The organism is Spirosoma sp. KCTC 42546 (assembly GCF_006965485.1).
Taxonomy (GTDB): domain Bacteria; phylum Bacteroidota; class Bacteroidia; order Cytophagales; family Spirosomataceae; genus Spirosoma.
The window spans coordinates 999,513-1,020,707 of record NZ_CP041360.1 but is presented as its reverse complement, the minus strand read 5'-3'; the positions used below and the strand labels follow the sequence as shown (position 1 = coordinate 1,020,707).

Here is a 21,195-nt window from a genome sequence, read left to right as displayed (position 1 = left end):
TATGCTTACTCACGAAGAATCCTCTGAGCTCCTTGACTCAACGATGAACGTTCTGGAGAGTGAAGGAGGGCCCGAAACTCCGCAAAGTGGTCTGGGGGTTATTGACCAGTGGCTGGTTCAACTCCGTCAGGCCGAAAATGCAAAGGATCTCACAAGTACTCTCGAGCAGGTAAAAACGCAGTTGGAGAGTGATGAAATTAATACGAACGAGTTGATCCAGCTACTCGACACCTTAGCTACCCAAACAGCCGAGTTCAGTACGTTTATGGGTTCAGAAGGGGATATGGCAACCCGGCTCGAAGCCGTATCATCAGCCTTGCAATCGCTGGCCGGACAGTTGGGAAACTCGTAAACAGGTTTCAGGTTTCACGTTCAATGTTGCACAACCTGGAACATTGAACGTGCTGTCAGATGCTTACATCTGACAATTTAGGTTTCTCAAAATCTGTAGGTGCAAACTGTAGGTTTTGAGAAACCTAAATTGTCGGTTAGAAGTAACCGACACCACATCGACTAAACGAATACGATAAACCAAAAATCGTATTACGGTTTTCGTTGATTCCAGTAAATCAACACATTAAGCGTTGCCCGGCCCGAGGCTATGATGTCCAGGTCACCGTCGCTATCAAGGTCGGCAGCCTGCAGGTCTTCGCAAGCCATGCGCACGCTATCGTCGAGCGGATATCCTTTCCAGTTCTTGACTTCCTGCGGTTTAAATAGCCGAACGCCAACTTTTTTGTAGGCATTCGGATTACGCCAACCGGCTACAATCTGATCGCTTCCTATTCCTAAGAAGTCACCGCAAACCAAGGCATGCCCCTGACTGAGCATGTCGCTGAGCACATCGATTTGTTTGTCATCAGATCGTTTCCGGGGTTTTCGAAGCGAATAAAATCCACTTTCTACCTGTAGCAGATTTCCGTGCATAGGCTGAATGGTGGCAATGCGTTTGCCATTGTCCAATCGCCGGATTTCACCAATACCTGCTACATCATTGGTCAGCAAGGGCAGGGAATTACTCGCCGATTCTTCGTCCATCGGTTGCCATTTCTTTTTTCGCCACTGGAATATATTACCCCCTTCTTTGCTGGCAACAATCAGTCCCGTAGCCGAGCCATTATCACCATCTTCCCAGATTTCGAAATTGTGGGTAAGGTGCATGGTCGAATCCACCAAATGGCGTTTCCAGGCACCCCGTGGATTTTTCGGAAACTCATAACCCCAAATTCGAACACCTCGCCCCTCCCCATTCTTGTTTCCCAATCCGTGTAATGGCACCACAATAAGCTGGTAACTGTCTTTACCAACTCTCGCCCAACGCATTCGGTGTGTGGTAACTTCATGCGGCAATCGTACAGATTCCCAGCGCTGGGTTGGGTCCTGCGGACGAATGAGGTAGAACACCGCCCCCGATTTCGTACTATCGCTTGTTTCGGCAGGGTTCCAGCCAGCGCCAACGGCCACCTCCACAAGCCCATCGCCATCCAGATCGCGAGCGGCAATGCACACGTTGTCCTGTGGCGTTAGATTAGCCGCCATGACGTACCGTTTCCACTGACCATCTTTCGCGTTAGGGTTTTTATACCAGACAATTTCTTTCTGATCGGCCAGTAGAATGTCGGGTTGTTTGTCGCCGTCTACATCGCCAATGGCCATACCATACCCAATACTGATCTGGTTATCGACCACCTGAATTTTGAAATTCAGAGCATCCTGTTGGGTGGTGTCGGGCTGGGCCAGCAATGGCGAAACGGCTAGCAGGCAAAGGAATAAAGCGTTTTTCATCGCAGTGGTTTTGTTATAAAGCAAAGAGATCCGAAACTTGCTTCTACCGGCCTATACTCACTCGCTCACCTAACTGCATCACCCGATACGGCGTGCCATATTGCTCGCAGGCGTGTACGAAATCGGCTGGATCAGCAGTGTTGAATTCGAACAGATCGTAGTGGTGCGGAATGACGAGTTTGGCCCCAATTTCATGACCAAGTTTGGCGGCTTCGTCGGGGTTGAGATTCCCCGCTACCCGCCGTTCGGGTTTGTTGCCGTTGATGGGCAGAAAGGCCACATCTACGTTGAATGGCCGAAGGATATCCACCATCCCATCGTACCAAAGCGTATCCCCGGAATGGTACACCCGGTAAGGACCCACTTCTACAACAAAGCCCATGAATTTGCAACGCCCCTCGGCGTCACGTTCAAGCTCGTTATGTGCGGCAGGAACCCCGTGAACCACGAAGCCATCTACCGTTACTGATTGTCCATCAGTCAAACCAATGGGCCAATCCAGTTTTATTTTCAGTCGATCGGCAATGAAGGCTCGATTTGCCTCAGGTATCACAAACTGTATGTCAGGGTTGGTTGATCTAATTGGCAATAGTGTTTCGGCATCCAAATGATCGGTATGGTTGTGGCTCGATGTAACCACATCGATCCTGGGTAATCGGGCCGGATCGATTACCAGCTCCGACAGCCGTACGTGTGGTTTATCCGTATCCGCATATTTACGACTCAGGGAATCGGAGAGATAGGGATCAAATAATAGCTGCCTGCCGTTGTATTGAAGCAAAAAGCCACTTTGACCCAACCACCAACTGTGCAAGGCACCAGGCTGGCTCCGGGCCGCTTCCATATCAGCCAGAAGCGTTTCGTCTTTTTGAAAAGCGGGTTTCAGCATAGCATTGTGATGTACTAGTATTTAAGATAAATCAATGCGCATCCTCGGTCTGTGTCCTCACAGAACGCTTTTAGTGAAGGCTATCCACAGGCGTTCTGTGAGGACACAGACCGAGGATGCGCCGGCACGGCTAGCACTCCTAAATTCGTTCCAGAACCCAATCCAGCACGCGCGCGGGTAACAGGCGGGGAAGAATCCAGCCCATCAACTTACCCGGTACCAGCGCATAGCGAATGCGGGGCTTTTCGGTTTCATAAATTTCTACAATACGCTGGCCAAGGTAATCGATGGAGAATCCTTTACGTTCCGATACAGCGACCTGTTTCAGAAACCGCTGCATAGCCGGGTAATAAGGTGTATTGGCGTATGGACTCATGTCCGTTCCTTTCCCCCAGATCGGCGTTTGAACGGCGCCCGGCCCTACGATAACCACCTTTATCCCCAATAAGCTTAGTTCACGACGCAGGCTATGTGATAGTCCTTCTACTGCATGTTTCGATCCAACATACGCCCCCATAAACGGAATAGCCACCTGTCCATTTACCGAGCTGATATTTAGAATCCGCCCCGGCAGAACAGGATGATTTTCACGAGCCCCCAGCAACGGCAAAAAGGCCTGCGTAACCTGAACCAGTCCAATTACATTTACGTCGAAATGCTTTCGGAACACGTCCATAGGCTGATCCTGCAATGGCCCGCCAATGGCAATGCCCGCGTTGTTGATCAACCCGCCAAGACCACTCCCAGCCAGTCGTTCGGTTAGGTAATGGGCCGCTTTTGCTACAGCATCGGCATCTGTCACATCAAATCGCAAGGGCGTAAATGCTTCTCCAAACTCGGCCTGTAGCCGGTCGGCATCCGTTTGTGTCCGGACGCTGCCAAAAACGGTATAGCCTCGCTGGAGAAAGTGCTTTGCAGCACCATAGCCGATACCGGTCGAGACACCGGTAATTAGAATAGTTTTGGGAACGGATTTCATTCTGTAAACATACCCATTCTCTACGTCAACAATCGCGCGTACGTTAACGTTATGTCTTTTTATAATAAGTGAACGAGGAAATGAGTGACTGAGCGAATAACTTCGGCTCACCTATTCGCTCAGTCACTTATTCATCAATTCACTCATTGACTTATGCAAGATATTGAACCCTTCTATGGCTGGGAGAAGTACTATACCGCGTCGGAAGATGAGCGGTCACCGTTTCACGAACGGGAGTACAATATGCAGCAGTATGAAAATGATATTTATGGCTACTACATTCACCCGCTATGGGATGAAATAGGTTCTGAAACGCTCTATTGCAAGATTCTATTCGCTAACTACGACCGCCAGTTTGTTGTGATCGAACTGTTTGGCGAGTGGAATGACACGCTTCACAACGACATTATGTATCTGAAGCGCCAGGTTATTGATCCGCTCGTTCAGGAAGGCATCAAATATTTCATTCTGATCAGCGAGAACATTCTCAATTTCCACGGCTCCGACGATAGTTATTATGAGGAATGGTTCGAGGATGTAGAAGACGGCTGGATCGCGGCTATTCACTCCCCCGAGTTTATCGAACGGGAATGGAAAAAATACCACCTCGATTACTACATCAATTTCGGTGGTACGCTCGATATTGCCAACTGGCGTACCCTCAAGCCAGCGGGCCTTTTTGAGCTAGTTAATAGTTTGATAATAAGACGGCTTGGTTGAAAAGGACGTGAGGAATGAACGGAACTTGATGTTCTTTTTTATCCTTCTTTTCGTCCCTTTACTACCCCTTCCTCCCTTTCATCCGATTCTACGTAGCTTTCTTCGCAATTTTCTCAACTTTACGCAAAATCCCACAAACGAATTCTATGGAAAACAACGAAAAAGCCAAAGCTGCCGAAGACGTTCAGGCAGCCAAAGCAACAACCGCCGAAAAACTGGAAGCCTTTAAAGCAGAAGCAAGTCAGCACCTCGACTCAGCCGCCACTCAGCTTGACGAATTGAAAGACAAACTGGTTGCTCAGGCGCAGGAGCTTGGAAAAGACATTGATATTGACGGTATAAAAGCGAAAGCCTCGGAGCATTTTGAAGCCGCTAAAGCTTCTACAGCCGAAAACCTGGCCAATTTACAGGCTCAGGCCGAAACAGCGTTTGCTGCCGCTGCCGCGAAAGCTGATGAATTATCGGATGTAGCCGAAGATAAATTTGATGAAATGAAGGCTGAAGCCGCTGTCCAATTGGAAGCTGCACAGGTCAAATTAGACGAACTAAAAGCCGAAGCAGCCCTCCAGATCGAAGTCGCTAAAGAAAAGGCTAAAGGTATGTGGAACAGCTTGTTCGGGGAGTAAGTTAATGACTGACCAAATTAGATTCTGTTGGGCCGAATTGTCAACTCTGTAGAATCTCTTAGAATCAATAGAATAGCTCTTGTCGCGTAAAAAAGCCAGCCCTTTTGACAAGGGCTGGCTTTTTTACGTGCTGGTTAGCCATGTTTCGGGCCACGTGGAGGGCCTCCGGGGCCACCCGTACCACTATGAGGGGGTGTATCAGTACCGCTGTGGGGTGGAGTGCCCGTACCACTATGCGGTGGGGTACCGGTACCACTGTGGGGTGGTGTATCCGTACCGCTGTGAGGAGGAGTATTGGTACCACTATGTGGCCCTCCCAGGTGAGGTCCACCGTGACCATCCGTGCCACTATGTGGTCGTGTATCCGTACCGCTGTGAGGACTAGTGACTGAGCCAGACTGTGTAGATGAGGTACGTGCCGCGGCACTGGTATCATCAGGTGACAGATCTGAACTCTTCGTACAGGCGTATCCGCCCAGCAAAGCTGTTACAACACAACCAGCTACAATCAGTTTCTTCATTAGATTATCGGTTAAGTAAATAAATAGGAACCTATTCAGGGGTTAACTGACTATACGCCACTTGCCCAGAAAGCGTGGCAGCAACAATGAAAATTTAATCTACTAATATTCAAATATAACCTACTGATAATAAGACAAATATGAATTAAATAAGTAAGTAATAATCCTTATACGAAAATTAGGCGCTTCCAACCTTTTTGTCGTCAATAGAGTCCTATATAGAAAAAAGGTAACCTATGAACCGCTGGCTGATTATTCTCACACTCTTGGCTACCCTTATTAATTGCCATTCCGACGATTCCATAATACCCATACAGGGAAGTGGCTTACCCGGCACATGGCAACTGTTTGAACGAGGCTATTCACCAGGTGCTGGCTATATCATCGATAAGATTCCATCCAAACCTGAGCAATACGTAACGTTTACAGCTGATGGTCATCTACAGGCGCAGGGGGATAACTTAAAGACCTATCAGGCATTCAGCCGGTTTCGTCTTGATAGTCTGAATCAGATGATCCGGATTCGCTTCATCCCCAGCGCCAGTGAGTATACCGAACAAGTTTATCTAAGTAGTGATACACTTCGCCTGTACCAGTCCTGTTTTGAAGGGTGCCACCTGGGCTTTTTACGAATAAAGTAGATTGGTCAAGTATCAACTGAATTGGCAACAGACGCTCGATACAAAATTGATTTCCAAGCCAAATCATTACCTTTGCGTTTTGTTGCCTCTTCTTCTATCGTGGATTCTATTCGTGTGTTTGCCCCCGCTACTGTTGCCAATGTAGCCTGTGGGTTTGATATTTTTGGGTTTGCTGTTGATAATCCCGGCGATCAGATTACCCTCACTGCCAGCGATGAGCCCGGTGTTCGGATTACGGATATTATTGGGGATGAAGGCCGGCTTCCGCGTGAAGCAGGTCGAAATACGGCCAGTATTGCCATTCAAACTTTCCTGAAGCACATCAATCGGCTCGATGTGGGCCTTGATGTTGTACTGCATAAGCAGATGCCCCTGGGTAGCGGCTTAGGTTCCAGCGCGGCTAGTGCCGTAGCCGGTGTGTTTGCCGCCAATGAGTTACTTGGCCGACCATTACCCATCCTGAAGCTGTTGCCTTTTGCTATGGAAGGCGAACGAATTGCCTGCGGATCGGCCCATGCCGATAATGTAGGCCCGTCCTTGTTAGGCGGTTTTGTGGTGGTTCGGAGTTACCAGCCGTTGGATGTTATTCGGATTGATACGCCGGCTAACCTGTTCTGTACGCTTGTTCATCCCGATATTGAGGTGAATACGAAAGATGCCCGGTTTATTCTCAAAAATGAAGTCTCGCTAAAGAACACCATTATCCAGATGGGTAATGTGGCAGGCCTGATTGCGGGGTTAATGACACCGGATTATGACCTTATTAGCCGCTCGCTGGTCGATGTAATTATTGAGCCGGTGCGCTCTATTTTAATCCCGGAGTTCAATGAAGCCAAACAGGCCGCGCTAGATAATGGCGCTCTGGGATGCAGTATTTCTGGCTCGGGACCGTCGATGTTCGCCCTCAGCCGTGATGCGCAAACCGCTGAGCAGGTTGGTGCAGCCATGCAGCAGGCATTTTTGTCTGTCGGCATTACTAGCGAAGCCTACGTTTCGGAAATTAATAAACAGGGGCCGAAGGTACTTTTGAATGAATGAATTTTGAATGAGTGACGTGATGTCGGTTACTCTAACCGACACGTTAGGTTTCTTAAAACCTAATGCGTCAATCGGTTTTGAGAAACCTCTTGTGTGTCAGATGTAAGCATCTGACACCACAGAATTCAAAACTATAGAACCTCCCAACTCAACGTCCAGCCTTCTAACCGAGCGGGGAGTGCAACACCCGGATGCCTGGGTTCTTCTGTGGCGACTAATTTGAGAGCGAAGGTTTCCTGGGTCTGAGCGGTCGTCAGTTGATCGGTACGCAGGAAAACCCGGTTCGATCCCGCATCAATAACTTCGATGTGTGCCTGAATCATATCGCCAACGGCAAAGGTTCGGCCGTTCAAGGTAATGGGTTGCACCACCTGAAACAAACACAATTTCCCTTCGGTTAATGGGCCTTCGCTCAGGCTACGGGTTACCAACCGCATAACAGACGGGGCAGATGCTGGTTCAGCTGGTGCAACCTGATTGTCTGTAGGTGTCGATTTTTTCGGGACGACTTCGGTTGCTGGTTCATCGTCGTTCAACAGCACAACCGTTGTTGTCGAATCCGTAACAAATGTTATTCCCTTCTCTAATGCCTGTTCATCAACGCCAAGTCCGTTTAGGGTAGCCTTTGCCACATCCCGTTCATCCATATCGAAGGATGCCAGGATCACCGCCCGTTCGGCAGATGCAACCGGGTCAGCTCCCTCGCTCAGGGCTTCCAGATTCCGGGCACTCAGACGGTCACGATATGCCTGTGGACGAGTCAGCAACTCCTTAATTGCAACTGTTTGAAACAGATACGCTTTGGTTTCGGCAGCGCGGTACGGCAACGCCATAGGATGCATATCCGGATGCTGACGGCTGAGCTGCTGAATGTAGTTAGGCCCAGCATTATAGGCCGTTGCAACGAGCATCCAGGAGCCTAATTGATCATATAGTTCATTAATGTATCGGCAGGCAGCATGAGTTGCTTTCAAGAGATTGAAGCGTTCATCGCGCCGGTGGGATACATTCAACCCAAGCGACTGAGCGGTTTGCGGCATCAATTGCCAGAAACCAGCCGCTCCTTTTCGGGAAACAGCCCGGTTGGTAACGGCACTTTCGAGCAGAGGCAGAAATTTAAAGTCGGAAGGAATCCGGTATTTTTTTAGAATCGGCTCGATAATGGGGAAAACTACCGATGCCCGGCGTTTCAATACGGTCAGGTCTGCCGCTAAAGCTGCCTGATGATTGAGGGTACGCGTCCAGCGTTCAACAATAGCCGGGTGGTTTGTGGGTATATTTTCTCCACAGAAATGAACGGGGCTTTCCTCGATGCTGGCAAACGCTAACCGATTCGTTAGAGCCTTAACAGGTGTAGCAACGTTTAGGGCGAGGAACTGGCTGGTTTGAGCAACAGCCGATTGGGCGATGAGGGTGATACAGCCGACTCCAGCCGATACTATCAGGAATAGTTTCGTCATTAACAGTAGTGGGTTACGGTGGGTACGCTACTACGCCGTTCAGTCCAAACGGCACTCGATACTCAGCGGCTTCTCACTATGTCCTGACTCTACGTTACTAATCCAGCAGCCGCACTATGAAATTCTTCACTGAATTATGTTTAATCACTTTTACTAAACGACCATTCTGATAAATGTAGTCGTCGGCCCGGTCATCAATGGTGGCGTGGTAGGTTCCGGAAGCAGTCCGGTTTAGGGTGAAATAATCGCCGAAATACTCGGCATAGACTTTATTTCGTCCTAGTGGTTCGTAAAAGTACAAAAGAGAACTTGAAAAATCAATATTTTTACTTTCAATAGTCTGACGCTTGTACTTATACTGGTCGGCATTGATATCATAGTGATCTCCTTTCCACTCGGTTCGGGACGTAAAATCGCCCCGGTTAGTGTGTACATCAACCGTCGAAAGTACCATTTTTTTACCCTCAAATCGGTTGATAACCTTGTAATAGATTTTCACGGTATACACCAGCAAATTCACGTTCACATCGCTGATCAGCGTATATACGGTTTGGTCATTAGCCATTGTCTGTCGCACGGCTGTCATCGTACCCACGCGAATACCGGCAATGTCAATGGCGTAATGATGGGTTTCGGCAGGGCCTGCCTCGGTAGTTGTTTGTGCCTGTGAACATGACCAGTAGACACAAAAAATTAATACAGCTAGCGATTTCTTCACGTACCCGAATGCGTTGTTTTTTCCATGTACAACAAGCCACCGCCTTTTGTACGTTTATAGATTGAATTGGCAAGTTAGTAGCCAGCTTTAGAATTTCTATGCTTACCCGCTTATTGCTCATCACTGCACTCAGTTTGCAGTTAGTACCCGGCCTTTGCCAATCTACGGATCGCTATACAATCATTCCTCGCCCGGCGCAACTCGAACCCCGCGCTGGCGAATTCATTGTCAGTCAGCGCACAACGGTTATAGTACCGTTTGCGCAGGCAGATGTGAAAGCAATTGCCGAGCAGTTTACGCAACGGATTAGTGGCAGCAGTGGCTTAACTCTTACTGTTCGAAACCTTGACAAAACACCCCAGTCGGGCCAGAATGCAGGCGCAAACTTAATTCAGTTTCTGCCCCTGCGCGACACAACGATGGGCGACGAAGGCTATCACCTCGACGTAACTCCTCAGCTCGTAACGATTGAAGCCGCCAGTCCAAAAGGATTTTTCTACGCGGTTCAAACGCTGTATCAGCTCCTGCCACCGGTGGTTTTTGGCGTAGAGCATGGCGCAGGGAGCAGGGGGGCGTTAATTGTCCCTGCGCCAAGCCCCCTGCGCCACGCTCTACCCATTCCCGCCTGCCGGATTCAGGACAAACCTCGCTACCGGTATCGAGGGATGAGTTTTGATGTTGGTCGACATTTTTTTTCGGTAGCCTTTATCAAAAAGTATCTGGATCTAATGGCGCTCCATAAGTTCAACAACTTCCACTGGCATCTGACGGATGATCAGGGGTGGCGTATCGAAATCAAAAAGTACCCAAAACTAACGCAGATCGGTTCCCGACGAAGCGAAACGATACTTGGCCATTACGATGACTTTGACCCACAGGAGTTTGACGGGAAGCCCTATGGTGGTTTTTATACCCAGGACGAAATCCGAGAGGTAGTTCGCTATGCAGCAACGAAGTATATCAATGTAGTGCCTGAAATTGAAATGCCTGGTCATGCGCTGGCTGCTTTGGCCGCCTACCCAGAACTAGCTTGTGCACCAGGGCCTTATCAGGTGGCTACGAAATGGGGCGTGTTCGAGGATGTGTTCTGCCCAACGGAAAAGACATTTTCGTTTTTACAGGATGTACTCACCGAAGTAATGGATTTATTTCCAGGCAAATACATTCATATCGGAGGAGATGAATGCCCGAAAGCCGCCTGGCGAAAAAGTGCGTTTTGTCAGCAGCTTATGAAGCGGGAAAAGCTCAAAAATGAGAATCAACTTCAGAGCTATTTCATCACCCGCATCGATAAATTTGTGACCTCAAAAGGTCGTCGAATTATTGGTTGGGATGAGATTCTGGAAGGTGGTATATCACCGAACGCAACTGTCATGAGCTGGCGTAGTGTTAAAGGAGGCATACAGTCCGCCCGCCAACACCACGATGTGATTATGACACCCGGCCAGTTTTGCTATTTCGATCATTATCAGGGTGATCCGGCGCAGGAACCTACCGCTTTCGGTAGTTTTTTGCCCCTGGAGAAAGTGTATTCGTATGATCCTACGCCCGCCGGACTGTCGCCAACAGAGGCAATCCATATTCTGGGGGCACAGGGTAACATCTGGACGGAGTATATCCAAACACCCGAGCAGGCGGAATACATGATCTGGCCCCGTGCAGCCGCTATGGCTGAGGTTGCCTGGACCCCGCTAACCCAGAAAAATTACGATGATTTTACCCGTCGTTTAACAACGCATTTCGAGCGATTAACGAACTTGGATGTCAACTTCGCCCGAACTATCTACGACGCCCTTCCCTCAGGCAAATCCACCCCAGATGGTCATGTAGAAGTGACTCTCTTAGCCGGAAAGCAGCCTGCTGACATTCGCTACACGCTGGATGGCCGAATTCCATCCGGGGAATCTCCCTTGTACGAAAAACCAATCCTCCTCAGCAAGTCAGCAACCATCCGAACAGCGACGTTTGTCAATGGGAAGCCCCTCAGCCAACTGGCAAAGGTGGAAAAGGAATATATCGTTTCGAAGGCAACCGGTAAGTCCTATACGTTCCTCAATGCACCCCTCAGCGATAGACCCGATCGCAATTACAGCCTGACCGATGGCGTAACAGGCGGCATGGGTGGCTATGAAGTTGCCAATGTCGTAGCCTTTAAAAATGATCTGAACGTGGTTATTGACCTCGGCAAGCCAGAATCAGTTGAAAGCGTTCGGGTTGGCTTTCTGAAATACACCGCGAAGAACATCTGTTTGCCCAAACAGGTCGAGATTTCGCTTTCGGAGGACGGTAAAACGTTCATACCGGCATTGACCGCTAAAACCAATACTGCCGAAGGGGGTAAGCGTGCCTTTGTTCGGCTCCCCTTCGACTTTCAGGCCACCACTGCCCGCTATGTACGCATCATCGCCCGAAACGTTGGCCAGGTACCCGCAGGTTTACGTTACCCCGGCAAAGCTGCTAAACTGATGATAGATGAACTGGAGGTGAGGTAATCGTCCCGATTAATCAGCCGTTGCGAAACGTAACAGCAATCGAGTGCCTTTTGACTGAATCGTGAACTGGGAGGTACCGTCCTCCCCATTAACCTCCAGTCGTTGTTTTACCGAATCATAGGTAGCCGTCGTTTTTCCCTTCAGGAACCATACAGGCCGAAAAAAGATCAATGCGTCCTGCATCGTGAGTTTACTCTTAGATATGTCCAGTATCTGCGTAGATCCACCCGGATACGCCTGTAGTTCAAAGCTGGCTCCATCGACAAAAACCTGCTTATAGCGTTCCATACTACCCTCAATTTGGGGCAGGGTGATTCGTTTTCCTTTCGGTGGAGATAGTGTACGATAAGCCCAGTCGATCAGATCAACACCATCTTGTGGCTCTTTTAGGACTGGCGGATAGCGCAGTAAATAGCCGTCAAACAGATAGCCTTCCAGACCATCGCGGGTTTTTACCTTCACCCAGCCACCGCTAACCGCAAACGAATCAATCGACTCGGCCTTGTATGGAGCACTGGAATCAGGAATTGCCAGTATTGTGAGTGCAGCCGCGTAAGAGACTAAGGCCACTTTGGCTCCATCTCTGGAGTTGGTTTTACGGAGCGTAAGTCCAGCCGGAGCATGAACAAACACGACATCACCTACTTTCAGCGGTTGACTGGTGCCACTAATCAATGGCCATGACATGACCTGAACGGCTGTTATCAGAAACAGCCAGGTAGCCAATAGTTTTTTCTTCATGAATGGTGTATGAGGGTTGGCGATATCGGGCTCATCCCACTGACACAATCAACCGATAATCAGCACAGTAAAGATGAAATTATTTTCAAATTGTGTCAATGTTATTACGACTTGTTATAGTCAGATTACGGAATGTTGATGAGCGACCACAGACGAGTATATTGGCGAATAAATAGGTTCTACTTACAACTCTGGCTCGACGTTGAGGCTCTACCTATTTCTGAAGGTTATTGCCTGTCATTCAGGCCCCGAGCCAAGGCGGTTTTATGCACGAGGAAACAGATGTTATCATTGTTGGGGCTGGGCTAGCGGGACTGGTTGCAGCCGCCGAACTGGCCGATGCGGGCAAACGGGTTCTAATCGTTGACCAGGAGCCCGAACAGAACCTGGGCGGCCAGGCCTTCTGGTCGTTTGGTGGATTATTTCTGGTGGACTCGCCCGAACAACGTCGGCTAAAGATCCGCGATTCCTACGATCTGGCCTTAACCGACTGGTTGGGCAGCGCCGACTTTGACCGGCCTGAAGACCATTGGCCCCGAAAATGGTCAGAAGCTTATGTTGCCTTCGCGGCTGGTGAGAAACGCTCGTGGCTGCGGCAGCAGGGCATCCGGTTTTTCCCGGTTGTTGGCTGGGCGGAGCGGGGTGGCTACGGGGCTATTGGTCACGGCAATTCAGTTCCTCGATTTCATGTTACCTGGGGCACCGGCCCCGGTGTACTGGCTCCCTTTGAATACCGTGTTCGGGAAGCGGTTAAACGGGGGCTGATCACCTTAAAATTCCGCCATCGGGTTAATGAACTGACGCTAGTAAACGGGTGCGTTGTTGGTATTCATGGCGATATTCTGGAACCCAGTATGGTGAGACGCGGGGAGAAAAGTTCTAGAGTCGTTGTGGGTGAATTTACGTTTCGAGCCCAGGCCGTTATTGTTACGTCGGGCGGAATTGGGGCCAATCATGACCTGGTTCGACAAAACTGGCCGGAACGATTAGGCAAGCCACCAAAGCACATGCTCTCTGGGGTACCGGAACACGTAGATGGGCGTATGTTAGCCATTTCCGAAAGCGCCGGGGCCAATCTGATCAACCGCGACCGGATGTGGCACTATACCGAAGGTATCCAGAATTGGGCTCCCATCTGGAATCAGCACGGTATTCGTATTTTGCCCGGCCCCTCATCCATGTGGTTCGATGCTTGCGGGAATCGACTGCCCGTGCCCCTATTTCCAGGTTTCGATACGCTGGGCACACTCCGGCATATTACCCAGACAGGATACGATTACAGTTGGTTTGTCTTGAATCAAACCATTATCCGAAAGGAATTTGCCTTATCGGGCTCAGAGCAAAACCCGGATTTAACCAACAAAAGCTGGCGACAGGTGCTGGGTCGCGCGGTTGGCAAATCGGCACCTGCGCCGGTCGAAGCCTTTAAAAGTCAGGGAGTCGATTTCATCGTGAAAGACAATCTGGCTGATCTAGTAGCCGGTATGAACGCCCTAACCGGCGAAAACCGCATCGACCTGGCATCGCTGGAACGAGAGATTATTGCCCGTGATCGTCAAATTCTTAACCCATTCTGCAAGGATTCACAGATTACGGCTATTCGAGGAGCGCGCCACTACCTCGGCGATCGACTGATTCGCACCGCCAAACCACATCAACTACTCGACCCATCCGCCGGACCACTCATTGCCGTCCGGCTCCACATCCTCACCCGCAAGACCCTGGGTGGCCTCCAAACCGACTTATCCAGCCGTGTATTGGGCCACAACGGCGAACCCATTCCCGGTCTGTATGCAGCAGGTGAGGTGGCTGGCTTTGGTGGGGGTGGTATGCATGGCTATCGAGCCCTGGAAGGAACGTTTCTAGGCGGCTGTATCTTTTCGGGCCGCACCGCAGGACGGGCAGCGGCCGAGGAGATTGCGTGAGAACATTGGCCAATTTATACTCTAGAAACTAGAATGACTTTCATAAAGCTTTTTTTCGTAGTAGCCCTCTTACCTGTTCAACTCGCAGCGCAGGCTATTACGGCTCAGTTACAACTAAATCCCATTCACATCGGCCAGTATATTCCTATTTCGCTGGGTGGTGGTATCGAAGTAGGACTCTCCCCTAAATCATCAATACAAATCAATGGCGTCTATCGTGTAGATAAGGCTCTGGGAGAGAGTTTTACCAAAGGCCCGAAAGCTTATCTAGCCTATCGCTACTACATAAATCCAGAAGGCCAGAAAAACCGTGGTTATTATATAAGCCCGTTTGTAGGATACGGCAGTCTACAATCGTATGACTATGAGGCTTCTCCAGACGATGAAGGTAAACTAATACATGAGAAATATACGGGCGTACTTCTCGGTTTTCAGCCTTATAAAAGCCACCGTTTTACAGTCGATATTTATGGCGGTCCAGACTATCAGTGGCGTGTTGAAAACAGTAGGATCTCTAACCTACTGTTGCACGAATCGCATTCCGACCGGCTATGGCTTAGAGCAGGTTTCTATGTTTGTTTCCGGCTAAAGAAATAGCGTTGCTCAGCTATCTGCACGAAAACAAATGACCAGTCTCCTCAGAAACTGGCCATTTAACTTCCTAACCTATCTTCCTTTAGCGAATCGCAACATTGAAGGTACCATCGGTAAGCACCCGCTTTTTGGTACCGGTAACATCATAAGCGGTGAAGCTGAATGTACCCGTTATATTGGTTGCGGTTTTGGTCTTAATAGTCACGGTTCCAGTTCCGCCATTCACCGTCGAAAAATCTTCCTTAGCAATGGTCATGGTTGCAAAATTGACATTGCTTAAGGCGTAGGTTCCTTCGGCAACAGTGTTGGGTAAAGCAATGGCCACAATATCACTGGTTTTACTATCGAGGCCATAAATGGCATAATAGTTACTGGTTCCAGGCGAGCTGGCAAGTGCGTACGCAAAGTCAGGTGCATAGGGTTGCCCGTCGATTTTCACCGAAAAACCGGCCTGCGCTTGTGTCGTAGTCGGCGTAACACCGTCGTCCGATTTTTTGCTGCAGGAACTTAAGCTAAGCAGGGCTGCAATAGCCATAAAGAAGAAAAACTGAGCAATTTTCATGATTGACAGAGAAGTTTTTAAAATGAATTGGTAGAATCAGCTAAGGTATTTTTCAACTGAGTGACCATCACTCAAGCCGATCAAAAGGAGTGTGTTGGTTGCCCTTTCCTCCGTTGACATGTCAAAACTACTAGAACCGACAGGGCACTATCAGAGAGACTCTACAGCAAGCAGGCCTGACTTTAGAAGCGGTAGGGATGACTACACAAGCGGTTTAAAACAAAACGCCAGCCAAGGGATTAGTCCTCGGCTGGCGTTCATTAAAAACAACTCGCCTGATGCTAGGCAGGTAGCTTCAAGCGCTGAATAATTGCTTTCACAGGCGTATCGGAACTGACCCGCACAGTGTGCTCCAGATCAATCGGCACAGCCATGTAATCGCCTGCACTTAACTGCACTAGTTCACCACCAAAAGAACACTCACAGCTCCCTTCCAGAATCAGAAAGCTCTCCTGTTCGTTGTGATGTACTTCAGGATTAATTGACTGTTTTACCCATATTAAAAACTGCTCGATTTCCGCATCCTGCCGGAGAACATGCGCGAACAGGTTTCGATACGTGGGTGGAGGCTGTATAGACGCAACTGTCCGTTGCCACTGGTTGGCGCTGGAGTTGGCGTTAATGAGTGGTAGTTCGTTTAAATCAAAAGCTGGCGTCTGATCCAGCTGGCTCAACGCCAGCATTATTCGGCTTTTCAACTCAGGCCTGGGCGCAACGGGTCGAGCCAGCGCATAATCAGCCATTGCTTGCATAAGCCGATCTAGCTCGGCCCGAATAGATGGATACTTAGCGGCCAACCGCTCTACTTCTTTAGCTTCGCCGGGGCTGAGCAATCCTAAACAATATTTATCAAGCTGGTTAGATTGCAGATACTCCTGTTCGTTAAATTGCATTGCTAACTAAGGCGTTCAATTGTTGTTCTGTTCTGTATCCGTTCTGCACACATACCGTTTGCCGTAGGCTGGCTATCTAGCAACGTAGCAACCGGCTTTGAGCGCAGAAAATTTCGCACAAATTGCAAAATATTATTTGCCCATCAGTGCGATATACAAGATTTAGTTTCTGATCAAGTGAGGATATACTAACAGGATTTATCGGAGCGGTTTGCTTTTTTGGGCAATTGCCCGCTTCTTGTACGTAGTTTTGGTAATTGGTGAAGTGGTCAGCTAAGGTGACTCGAATTGCCTTCTAAACTCACAACACCATCCAACGAACTGTATGACTAACTTCCTCATGGCCGAAAACCAACCGCTCTCCGTTCCGTCTGCCGATCTGGCTACAGAACCTACTGAATTCAACCGCTCACTAAGCCTGCTCGACTCCACGCTTATTGTCTCCGGCTCCATGATTGGGTCCGGGGTTTTCATCGTTACTGCCGACATGGCCCGTAACCTGGGCTCGTCGGGCTGGTTGCTCATGCTCTGGGTGCTAACGGGCGTACTAACGGTAGCGGCTGCACTCAGCTATGGCGAATTGGCCGGTATGATGCCCAAAGCAGGCGGGCAATACATTTATATACAACGGGCATATGGCCATCTAACGGGTTTCGTGTATGGCTGGACGGTTTTTACCGTTATCCAGACCGGAACTATAGCCGCCGTAGCAGTAGCGTTTACCAAGTATACGGCTGTATTTATTCCAGCCCTCGGCCCCGATAACGTTTTACTGGCTCTCGGGCCAATTAAAATCACACTCGGCTCCCTATTCGCGATTTCAAGCTTAGTTTTACTAACCTGGCTCAACAGCCAGGGCGTTCAGAGTGGCAAGCTGATTCAGAACGTATTTACATCAGCTAAACTAATTGCACTACTCGGACTAATTGTGATCGGGATTACCATCGGATTAAGCAGTGGGTTGCTGTCGACTAACCTCACCAATGCCTGGGCCGCCAGCACAACAACCGCTACGGGTGAGATTCTGCCACTGGCGGGGTTTGCCCTGGTACTGGCGTTTGGTACGTCGATGATTGGTTCGCTGTTTTCGGCAGATGCCTGGAATAATGTGACCTTTATTGCCGGTGAGATCAAAAATCCACGTCGTAATATCCCGCTGGCCCTATTTTTTGGAACCTTGATCGTGACAACCATCTACTTCCTGGCTAACGTTTCGTACTTATCGCTGTTGCCCTTGAAAGGTTCACCAGCCGGTACAGACATCATCAGCCGGGGCATTCAATTTGCCACCGCCGATCGGGTTGCCACGGCTGCTGTCGAAACGGTTTTCGGGAATGTGGCCGTAGCTGTTATGGCGGTTCTGATCATGATTTCGACTTTTGGATGTAACAACGGACTGATTCTGGCCGGAGCGCGGCTTTATTATGCGATGGCCAAAGATGGCCTGTTTATCAAGCAGGCATCACACCTGAATAAAAATGCGGTTCCGGGCCGGGCGTTGTGGTTACAATGTATCTGGGCATCCTTACTTTGCCTGTCTGGGAAATACGGTGATCTGCTCGATTACTGCACTTTTGCTTCTTTAGTATTCTACATAGTCACCATTGCCGGTCTATTCCGGCTCCGGCGTACTGAGCCTGACACTGAACGACCTTACCGAGCGTTTGGCTATCCCATTGTACCAGCCCTCTATATCATTGCGGCTCTAACCATTTGTATGATTTTGCTCTATACAAAAACATTCAATACCGGTATGGGTCTGCTGATTGCCGGGTTGGGTATACCCGTTTACTTCCTGACGAAACGCAGTCAGCAGGCTTCGTAGGACATTGCTATGCAAACCAACGACTATCCAAAACTCTATCTTTACCGGCGACTGGTGCAGGATAAACTAGTCATCGACCAGCACTTTACTGAGAAAATAAACCTCAACGCCATATAATACGACCGACATTTTTGCGACTTACGAATAGCTGAAGACCAAGGGCGTCGTATTTCCAAAAGCGCCTAAAGTGGAATTTTACGGCACTAAAGCCACTTTTAAAGACGACTCAGGCTACTGGTTTAGTTTTTCGCAGACAAATTGAACCAGTGGGTTGCTAGCCTACTTATTCATAAAATAGGGATGCCCTAATTGCCTGATTAGGGCATTCTCATTTTTAGAGAGTGGGAAGCCCATAACTTATTGACTACTCTAACCGTTTGTCTGACAGATATTCAACTGCAAACAAATGGCAGACTTTCAGGGAAACGAAACCCTTCGTATGGAAACATTCAGCGATGGCGTTTTTGCAATTGACATTACCCTTCTGACTTTTCAACTAAAGGCTCCAAGTTTAAAAGCTGCCACCTCAAACCACAGTCTGGCGCTCGCTCTGTTTCATCAATGGCCTGATTATATTGCTTACTTTATTAGCTTCATAACCATTTTCATTATCTGGCTAAACCACCATCGCATGTACAACGTCATTCAACGAAGCGACGTCCGGTTCATGTTTTATAACGGTCTTCTGTTACTCCTGGTCAGTATTATTCCCTTCACGACCTCCCTACTGGCCGATTACATCAATACCCCTGCCAACCAGCTTTCCTCAGCTTTGTATATGTTGCTGTTTGCGGGTATATCCTGTTCGCTACTGATGATGTGGTCGTACGCAACTGAAAACTATCGGCTACTGAAACGGCCCGCTGCCGATGTACGTATTCAAACCGTTCGCAGCAGCTTGCGTATTAGTACTAGTATATATGCACTAGCGGCTGCAATAGCCATGGTATTGCCTTCTATCAGTATTTTGATGGCCCTGGCGGTTGTCTTTTACTTATCTCGCCTGAAATATCATCGCGACAAAGTCGTTTAATACTATAGTAAAAGTATGCTAATAACGTATTCACTCCGATTTCTTTCTGTAGGATTGCTTGCGGGTTGGTTTAGTGCCTGTACCGGTATAGGCCCAACAGCGAATCTATTCAGGCCATCGTCACCGCATGAGCAGTATGGACAGTCGCTCAAGGAAGCCAAACTTGACCGTACGGCCTTAGGCACTGACTGGCTTGCTGCTGGTGAACGTGCCCTTCGTGACTCACTAAAAATTACCGTTCCCTACCGCGAAAGTGGCTATTTTTCAGCCAACAAAGCCTTTGCTGTCGGTTATCGACTCGATGCCCAACGGGGTGACCGTTTTCTGATACAGGTTGAAACACAGGGACAGAAAACAACTCAGGTATTTATTGATGTATTTGCGCTGGAAGGCCGCAGTCGTCTCAATTTGATTACAGCTTCGAAAGCTGATAACAGTGTATTGACATGGGAGCCTCGAAAAACACAATCTTATCTGATTCGTATTCAGCCGGAGCTGCTGAGAAGCGGTAACTACACGATTGCCATTACCCGTGAACCCGCGTTGGCCTTTCCCGTAAAAGGTCGTGACAGTCGTCAGATTAGCAGTTATTTTGGCGCTGTTCGGGATGGTGGCCGCAGGCGGCACGAAGGTGTAGATATTTTCGCCCCCAAAGGAACACCAGCGCTGGCGTCGGTAGCTGGTATCATTACGGGTGTTGGCACAAACACGCTGGGTGGCAATGTCGCTTTTCTGACCGATAACGAACGTAATATTCGCCTTTATTATGCCCACCTCGACCGCTGGAATGTTAGCAATGGGCAGCGCGTTTCAGCAGGTGATACCGTTGGTTTTGTTGGAAATACCGGCAATGCCCGTACAACTGGGCCGCACCTGCATTTTGGTATTTATGGAATGACTGATGGTGCCACCGATCCTCTACCATTCATTCGGCTTGGACGCGGCCCGGCCAAACAAGCCTTACTAGCACCATCGCGATTAGGCGATTCGGTACGGGTTTCAGCTACCAAATCGGTGGTCAGAATAGCTCCTCATAGCGACGCAAGCATAGTACGGGAACTGCCTAAAGCATCTGCCCTAACCATCATTGGTGGCACAGAAACCTGGCTTCGAGTGGAACTACCTGATGGCTCGACAGGCTACGTGTCTAGTAACACTACGGAATCCATTAATCGGCCACTTCGTCGATTCGCAGTCTCAACTCCCAGTAGCTTGCTAGAAAATGCCAGTTCGCAGGCAGCAGCTATTCAAGCCCTATCAACAGGCTCGTCCGTCGATGTACTGGCAATAGCAAACTCCTTTCAATTAGTACGTAGTACTGGTGGACAAACGGGTTGGATACCCTCGACTGTAGGCACCCTTCAGCCAACGAATGCCGTTGCACGTTAAATCTTGCTTAAAATCTTTCGCAGTTTCTATGGGAATAATGCCAGACTTGTATATTTGACAATTAGTTGTTGCTACAACTAATTTCGTAACGTCACCTTATCATAACGTATTCTGGTTCGTAAACGGCATTGATACGATTATGTAGGTTATTGAGATGGTAAAACTCAGGCGTATTGATCAGCTAGACCATTCGCCAGCGTTACCCACGTTGGCATCCTGCTTTAATAACCAACCTATGAAAATGTAAAAGGCATCCGTAATGGGTGCCTTTTTGTCGTTAACTGAAGAAGTTGACAACACATTTGGCACGTATATCAATGTCTGCCTCCTGTCTGGCTGACAGTGCTAACGAAACATGGGATAA

At 48.9% G+C, this 21,195-nt stretch carries 20 protein-coding genes; 11 read left to right on the top strand and 9 right to left on the bottom strand.

The features are described from left to right. Position 1: 1 nt before the first annotated feature. Entirely contained in the window at positions 2-352 is a 351-nt protein-coding gene (locus EXU85_RS04295; protein ID WP_142770884.1) for a hypothetical protein, read from the top strand. 191 nt (positions 353-543) lie between these two features. Here EXU85_RS04295 and EXU85_RS04290 read toward each other — a convergent pair whose 3' ends face one another. The 3 genes from EXU85_RS04290 to EXU85_RS04280 form a co-directional block, all read right to left on the bottom strand. Beyond that, positions 544-1,785: a VCBS repeat-containing protein gene (locus EXU85_RS04290; RefSeq protein WP_142770883.1), complete on the bottom strand. Its 1,242-nt coding sequence runs from the start codon at positions 1,783-1,785 to the stop codon at positions 544-546. A 43-nt stretch (positions 1,786-1,828) separates the two neighbouring features. Beyond that, positions 1,829-2,674, bottom strand: coding sequence for an MBL fold metallo-hydrolase (locus EXU85_RS04285; RefSeq protein ID WP_142770882.1), 846 nt, complete (start codon positions 2,672-2,674; stop codon positions 1,829-1,831). Positions 2,675-2,813: 139 nt separating this feature from the next. Beyond that, positions 2,814-3,653 carry an SDR family NAD(P)-dependent oxidoreductase gene (locus tag EXU85_RS04280; protein ID WP_142770881.1) on the bottom strand — a complete coding sequence of 280 codons (840 nt, stop codon included), beginning with the start codon at positions 3,651-3,653 and terminating at the stop codon, positions 2,814-2,816. A 153-nt stretch (positions 3,654-3,806) separates the two neighbouring features. Between EXU85_RS04280 and EXU85_RS04275 the strand changes: the two genes are divergently transcribed. Both EXU85_RS04275 and EXU85_RS04270 read left to right on the top strand, forming a co-directional pair. Continuing rightward, entirely contained in the window at positions 3,807-4,373 is a 567-nt protein-coding gene (locus tag EXU85_RS04275) for a hypothetical protein (protein WP_142770880.1), read from the top strand. A 146-nt stretch (positions 4,374-4,519) separates the two neighbouring features. Next, positions 4,520-4,999 carry a hypothetical protein gene (locus EXU85_RS04270; protein ID WP_142770879.1) on the top strand — a complete coding sequence of 160 codons (480 nt, stop codon included), beginning with the start codon at positions 4,520-4,522 and terminating at the stop codon, positions 4,997-4,999. A gap of 134 nt (positions 5,000-5,133) precedes the next feature. Here the strand turns inward: EXU85_RS04270 and EXU85_RS04265 are convergent, their stop codons facing one another. Then, positions 5,134-5,520 carry a hypothetical protein gene (locus tag EXU85_RS04265; RefSeq protein ID WP_142770878.1) on the bottom strand — a complete coding sequence of 129 codons (387 nt, stop codon included), beginning with the start codon at positions 5,518-5,520 and terminating at the stop codon, positions 5,134-5,136. Positions 5,521-5,756: 236 nt separating this feature from the next. Between EXU85_RS04265 and EXU85_RS04260 the strand changes: the two genes are divergently transcribed. Together EXU85_RS04260 and EXU85_RS04255 are read left to right on the top strand one after the other, a co-directional pair. Next, positions 5,757-6,161, top strand: coding sequence for a hypothetical protein (locus tag EXU85_RS04260; RefSeq protein WP_142770877.1), 405 nt, complete (start codon positions 5,757-5,759; stop codon positions 6,159-6,161). Between the two features lie 99 nt (positions 6,162-6,260). Beyond that, positions 6,261-7,199, top strand: coding sequence for a homoserine kinase (locus tag EXU85_RS04255; RefSeq protein WP_142770876.1), 939 nt, complete (start codon positions 6,261-6,263; stop codon positions 7,197-7,199). Positions 7,200-7,330: 131 nt separating this feature from the next. Here the strand turns inward: EXU85_RS04255 and EXU85_RS04250 are convergent, their stop codons facing one another. Then, positions 7,331-8,659, bottom strand: coding sequence for a lytic transglycosylase domain-containing protein (locus EXU85_RS04250; protein WP_142770875.1), 1,329 nt, complete (start codon positions 8,657-8,659; stop codon positions 7,331-7,333). A 97-nt stretch (positions 8,660-8,756) separates the two neighbouring features. Continuing rightward, the gene (locus EXU85_RS04245) at positions 8,757-9,377 is read right to left on the bottom strand and encodes a DUF6134 family protein (RefSeq protein WP_246859424.1); all 621 of its coding nucleotides are present in this window, start codon (positions 9,375-9,377) and stop codon (positions 8,757-8,759) included. 98 nt (positions 9,378-9,475) lie between these two features. Here EXU85_RS04245 and EXU85_RS04240 point away from each other — a divergent pair, with 98 nt between their 5' ends. Then, entirely contained in the window at positions 9,476-11,869 is a 2,394-nt protein-coding gene (locus EXU85_RS04240) for a glycoside hydrolase family 20 protein (protein WP_142770874.1), read from the top strand. A gap of 9 nt (positions 11,870-11,878) precedes the next feature. Here EXU85_RS04240 and EXU85_RS04235 read toward each other — a convergent pair whose 3' ends face one another. After that, positions 11,879-12,610 (bottom strand): SH3 domain-containing protein, encoded by a 732-nt coding sequence (locus EXU85_RS04235; protein ID WP_142770873.1) that lies wholly within the window; start codon positions 12,608-12,610, stop codon positions 11,879-11,881. A gap of 266 nt (positions 12,611-12,876) precedes the next feature. Between EXU85_RS04235 and EXU85_RS04230 the strand changes: the two genes are divergently transcribed. Together EXU85_RS04230 and EXU85_RS04225 are read left to right on the top strand one after the other, a co-directional pair. After that, a complete protein-coding gene (locus EXU85_RS04230) occupies positions 12,877-14,535 on the top strand; it encodes an FAD-binding dehydrogenase (protein WP_142770872.1) in 1,659 nt (552 codons plus the stop codon). A gap of 33 nt (positions 14,536-14,568) precedes the next feature. Continuing rightward, positions 14,569-15,132, top strand: a complete 564-nt coding sequence (locus EXU85_RS04225; RefSeq protein ID WP_142770871.1) for a hypothetical protein — start codon at positions 14,569-14,571, stop codon at positions 15,130-15,132. 79 nt (positions 15,133-15,211) lie between these two features. Here the strand turns inward: EXU85_RS04225 and EXU85_RS04220 are convergent, their stop codons facing one another. Then, positions 15,212-15,691, bottom strand: coding sequence for a DUF6252 family protein (locus EXU85_RS04220; RefSeq protein WP_142770870.1), 480 nt, complete (start codon positions 15,689-15,691; stop codon positions 15,212-15,214). Between the two features lie 281 nt (positions 15,692-15,972). After that, on the bottom strand, positions 15,973-16,584 hold the full coding sequence (locus tag EXU85_RS04215; RefSeq protein ID WP_142770869.1) for a cupin domain-containing protein: 612 nt from the start codon (positions 16,582-16,584) through the stop codon (positions 15,973-15,975). Positions 16,585-16,924: 340 nt separating this feature from the next. Between EXU85_RS04215 and EXU85_RS04210 the strand changes: the two genes are divergently transcribed. From EXU85_RS04210 to EXU85_RS04195, 3 genes are all read left to right on the top strand, one after another. Continuing rightward, positions 16,925-18,409: an APC family permease gene (locus tag EXU85_RS04210; protein ID WP_142776608.1), complete on the top strand. Its 1,485-nt coding sequence runs from the start codon at positions 16,925-16,927 to the stop codon at positions 18,407-18,409. 406 nt (positions 18,410-18,815) lie between these two features. Continuing rightward, the gene (locus EXU85_RS04200) at positions 18,816-19,442 is read left to right on the top strand and encodes a TMEM175 family protein (RefSeq protein WP_142770868.1); all 627 of its coding nucleotides are present in this window, start codon (positions 18,816-18,818) and stop codon (positions 19,440-19,442) included. Positions 19,443-19,457: 15 nt separating this feature from the next. Further along, entirely contained in the window at positions 19,458-20,831 is a 1,374-nt protein-coding gene (locus EXU85_RS04195) for a peptidoglycan DD-metalloendopeptidase family protein (RefSeq protein ID WP_142770867.1), read from the top strand. The last annotated feature ends 364 nt before the right edge of the window (positions 20,832-21,195 follow it).

Excerpts from the sequence above, each read along its gene's own strand:
- EXU85_RS04295 (WP_142770884.1), top strand. The coding sequence starts at position 2 with ATGCTTACTCACGAAGAATCCTCTGAGCTCCTTGACTCAACGATGAAC.
- EXU85_RS04290 (WP_142770883.1), bottom strand. The coding sequence starts at position 1,785 with ATGAAAAACGCTTTATTCCTTTGCCTGCTAGCCGTTTCGCCATTGCTG.
- EXU85_RS04285 (WP_142770882.1), bottom strand. The coding sequence starts at position 2,674 with ATGCTGAAACCCGCTTTTCAAAAAGACGAAACGCTTCTGGCTGATATG.
- EXU85_RS04280 (WP_142770881.1), bottom strand. The coding sequence starts at position 3,653 with ATGAAATCCGTTCCCAAAACTATTCTAATTACCGGTGTCTCGACCGGT.
- EXU85_RS04275 (WP_142770880.1), top strand. The coding sequence starts at position 3,807 with ATGCAAGATATTGAACCCTTCTATGGCTGGGAGAAGTACTATACCGCG.
- EXU85_RS04270 (WP_142770879.1), top strand. The coding sequence starts at position 4,520 with ATGGAAAACAACGAAAAAGCCAAAGCTGCCGAAGACGTTCAGGCAGCC.
- EXU85_RS04265 (WP_142770878.1), bottom strand. The coding sequence starts at position 5,520 with ATGAAGAAACTGATTGTAGCTGGTTGTGTTGTAACAGCTTTGCTGGGC.
- EXU85_RS04260 (WP_142770877.1), top strand. The coding sequence starts at position 5,757 with ATGAACCGCTGGCTGATTATTCTCACACTCTTGGCTACCCTTATTAAT.
- EXU85_RS04250 (WP_142770875.1), bottom strand. The coding sequence starts at position 8,659 with ATGACGAAACTATTCCTGATAGTATCGGCTGGAGTCGGCTGTATCACC.
- EXU85_RS04240 (WP_142770874.1), top strand. The coding sequence starts at position 9,476 with ATGCTTACCCGCTTATTGCTCATCACTGCACTCAGTTTGCAGTTAGTA.
- EXU85_RS04235 (WP_142770873.1), bottom strand. The coding sequence starts at position 12,610 with ATGAAGAAAAAACTATTGGCTACCTGGCTGTTTCTGATAACAGCCGTT.
- EXU85_RS04230 (WP_142770872.1), top strand. The coding sequence starts at position 12,877 with ATGCACGAGGAAACAGATGTTATCATTGTTGGGGCTGGGCTAGCGGGA.
- EXU85_RS04225 (WP_142770871.1), top strand. The coding sequence starts at position 14,569 with ATGACTTTCATAAAGCTTTTTTTCGTAGTAGCCCTCTTACCTGTTCAA.
- EXU85_RS04220 (WP_142770870.1), bottom strand. The coding sequence starts at position 15,691 with ATGAAAATTGCTCAGTTTTTCTTCTTTATGGCTATTGCAGCCCTGCTT.
- EXU85_RS04215 (WP_142770869.1), bottom strand. The coding sequence starts at position 16,584 with ATGCAATTTAACGAACAGGAGTATCTGCAATCTAACCAGCTTGATAAA.
- EXU85_RS04210 (WP_142776608.1), top strand. The coding sequence starts at position 16,925 with ATGGCCGAAAACCAACCGCTCTCCGTTCCGTCTGCCGATCTGGCTACA.
- EXU85_RS04200 (WP_142770868.1), top strand. The coding sequence starts at position 18,816 with ATGGCAGACTTTCAGGGAAACGAAACCCTTCGTATGGAAACATTCAGC.
- EXU85_RS04195 (WP_142770867.1), top strand. The coding sequence starts at position 19,458 with ATGCTAATAACGTATTCACTCCGATTTCTTTCTGTAGGATTGCTTGCG.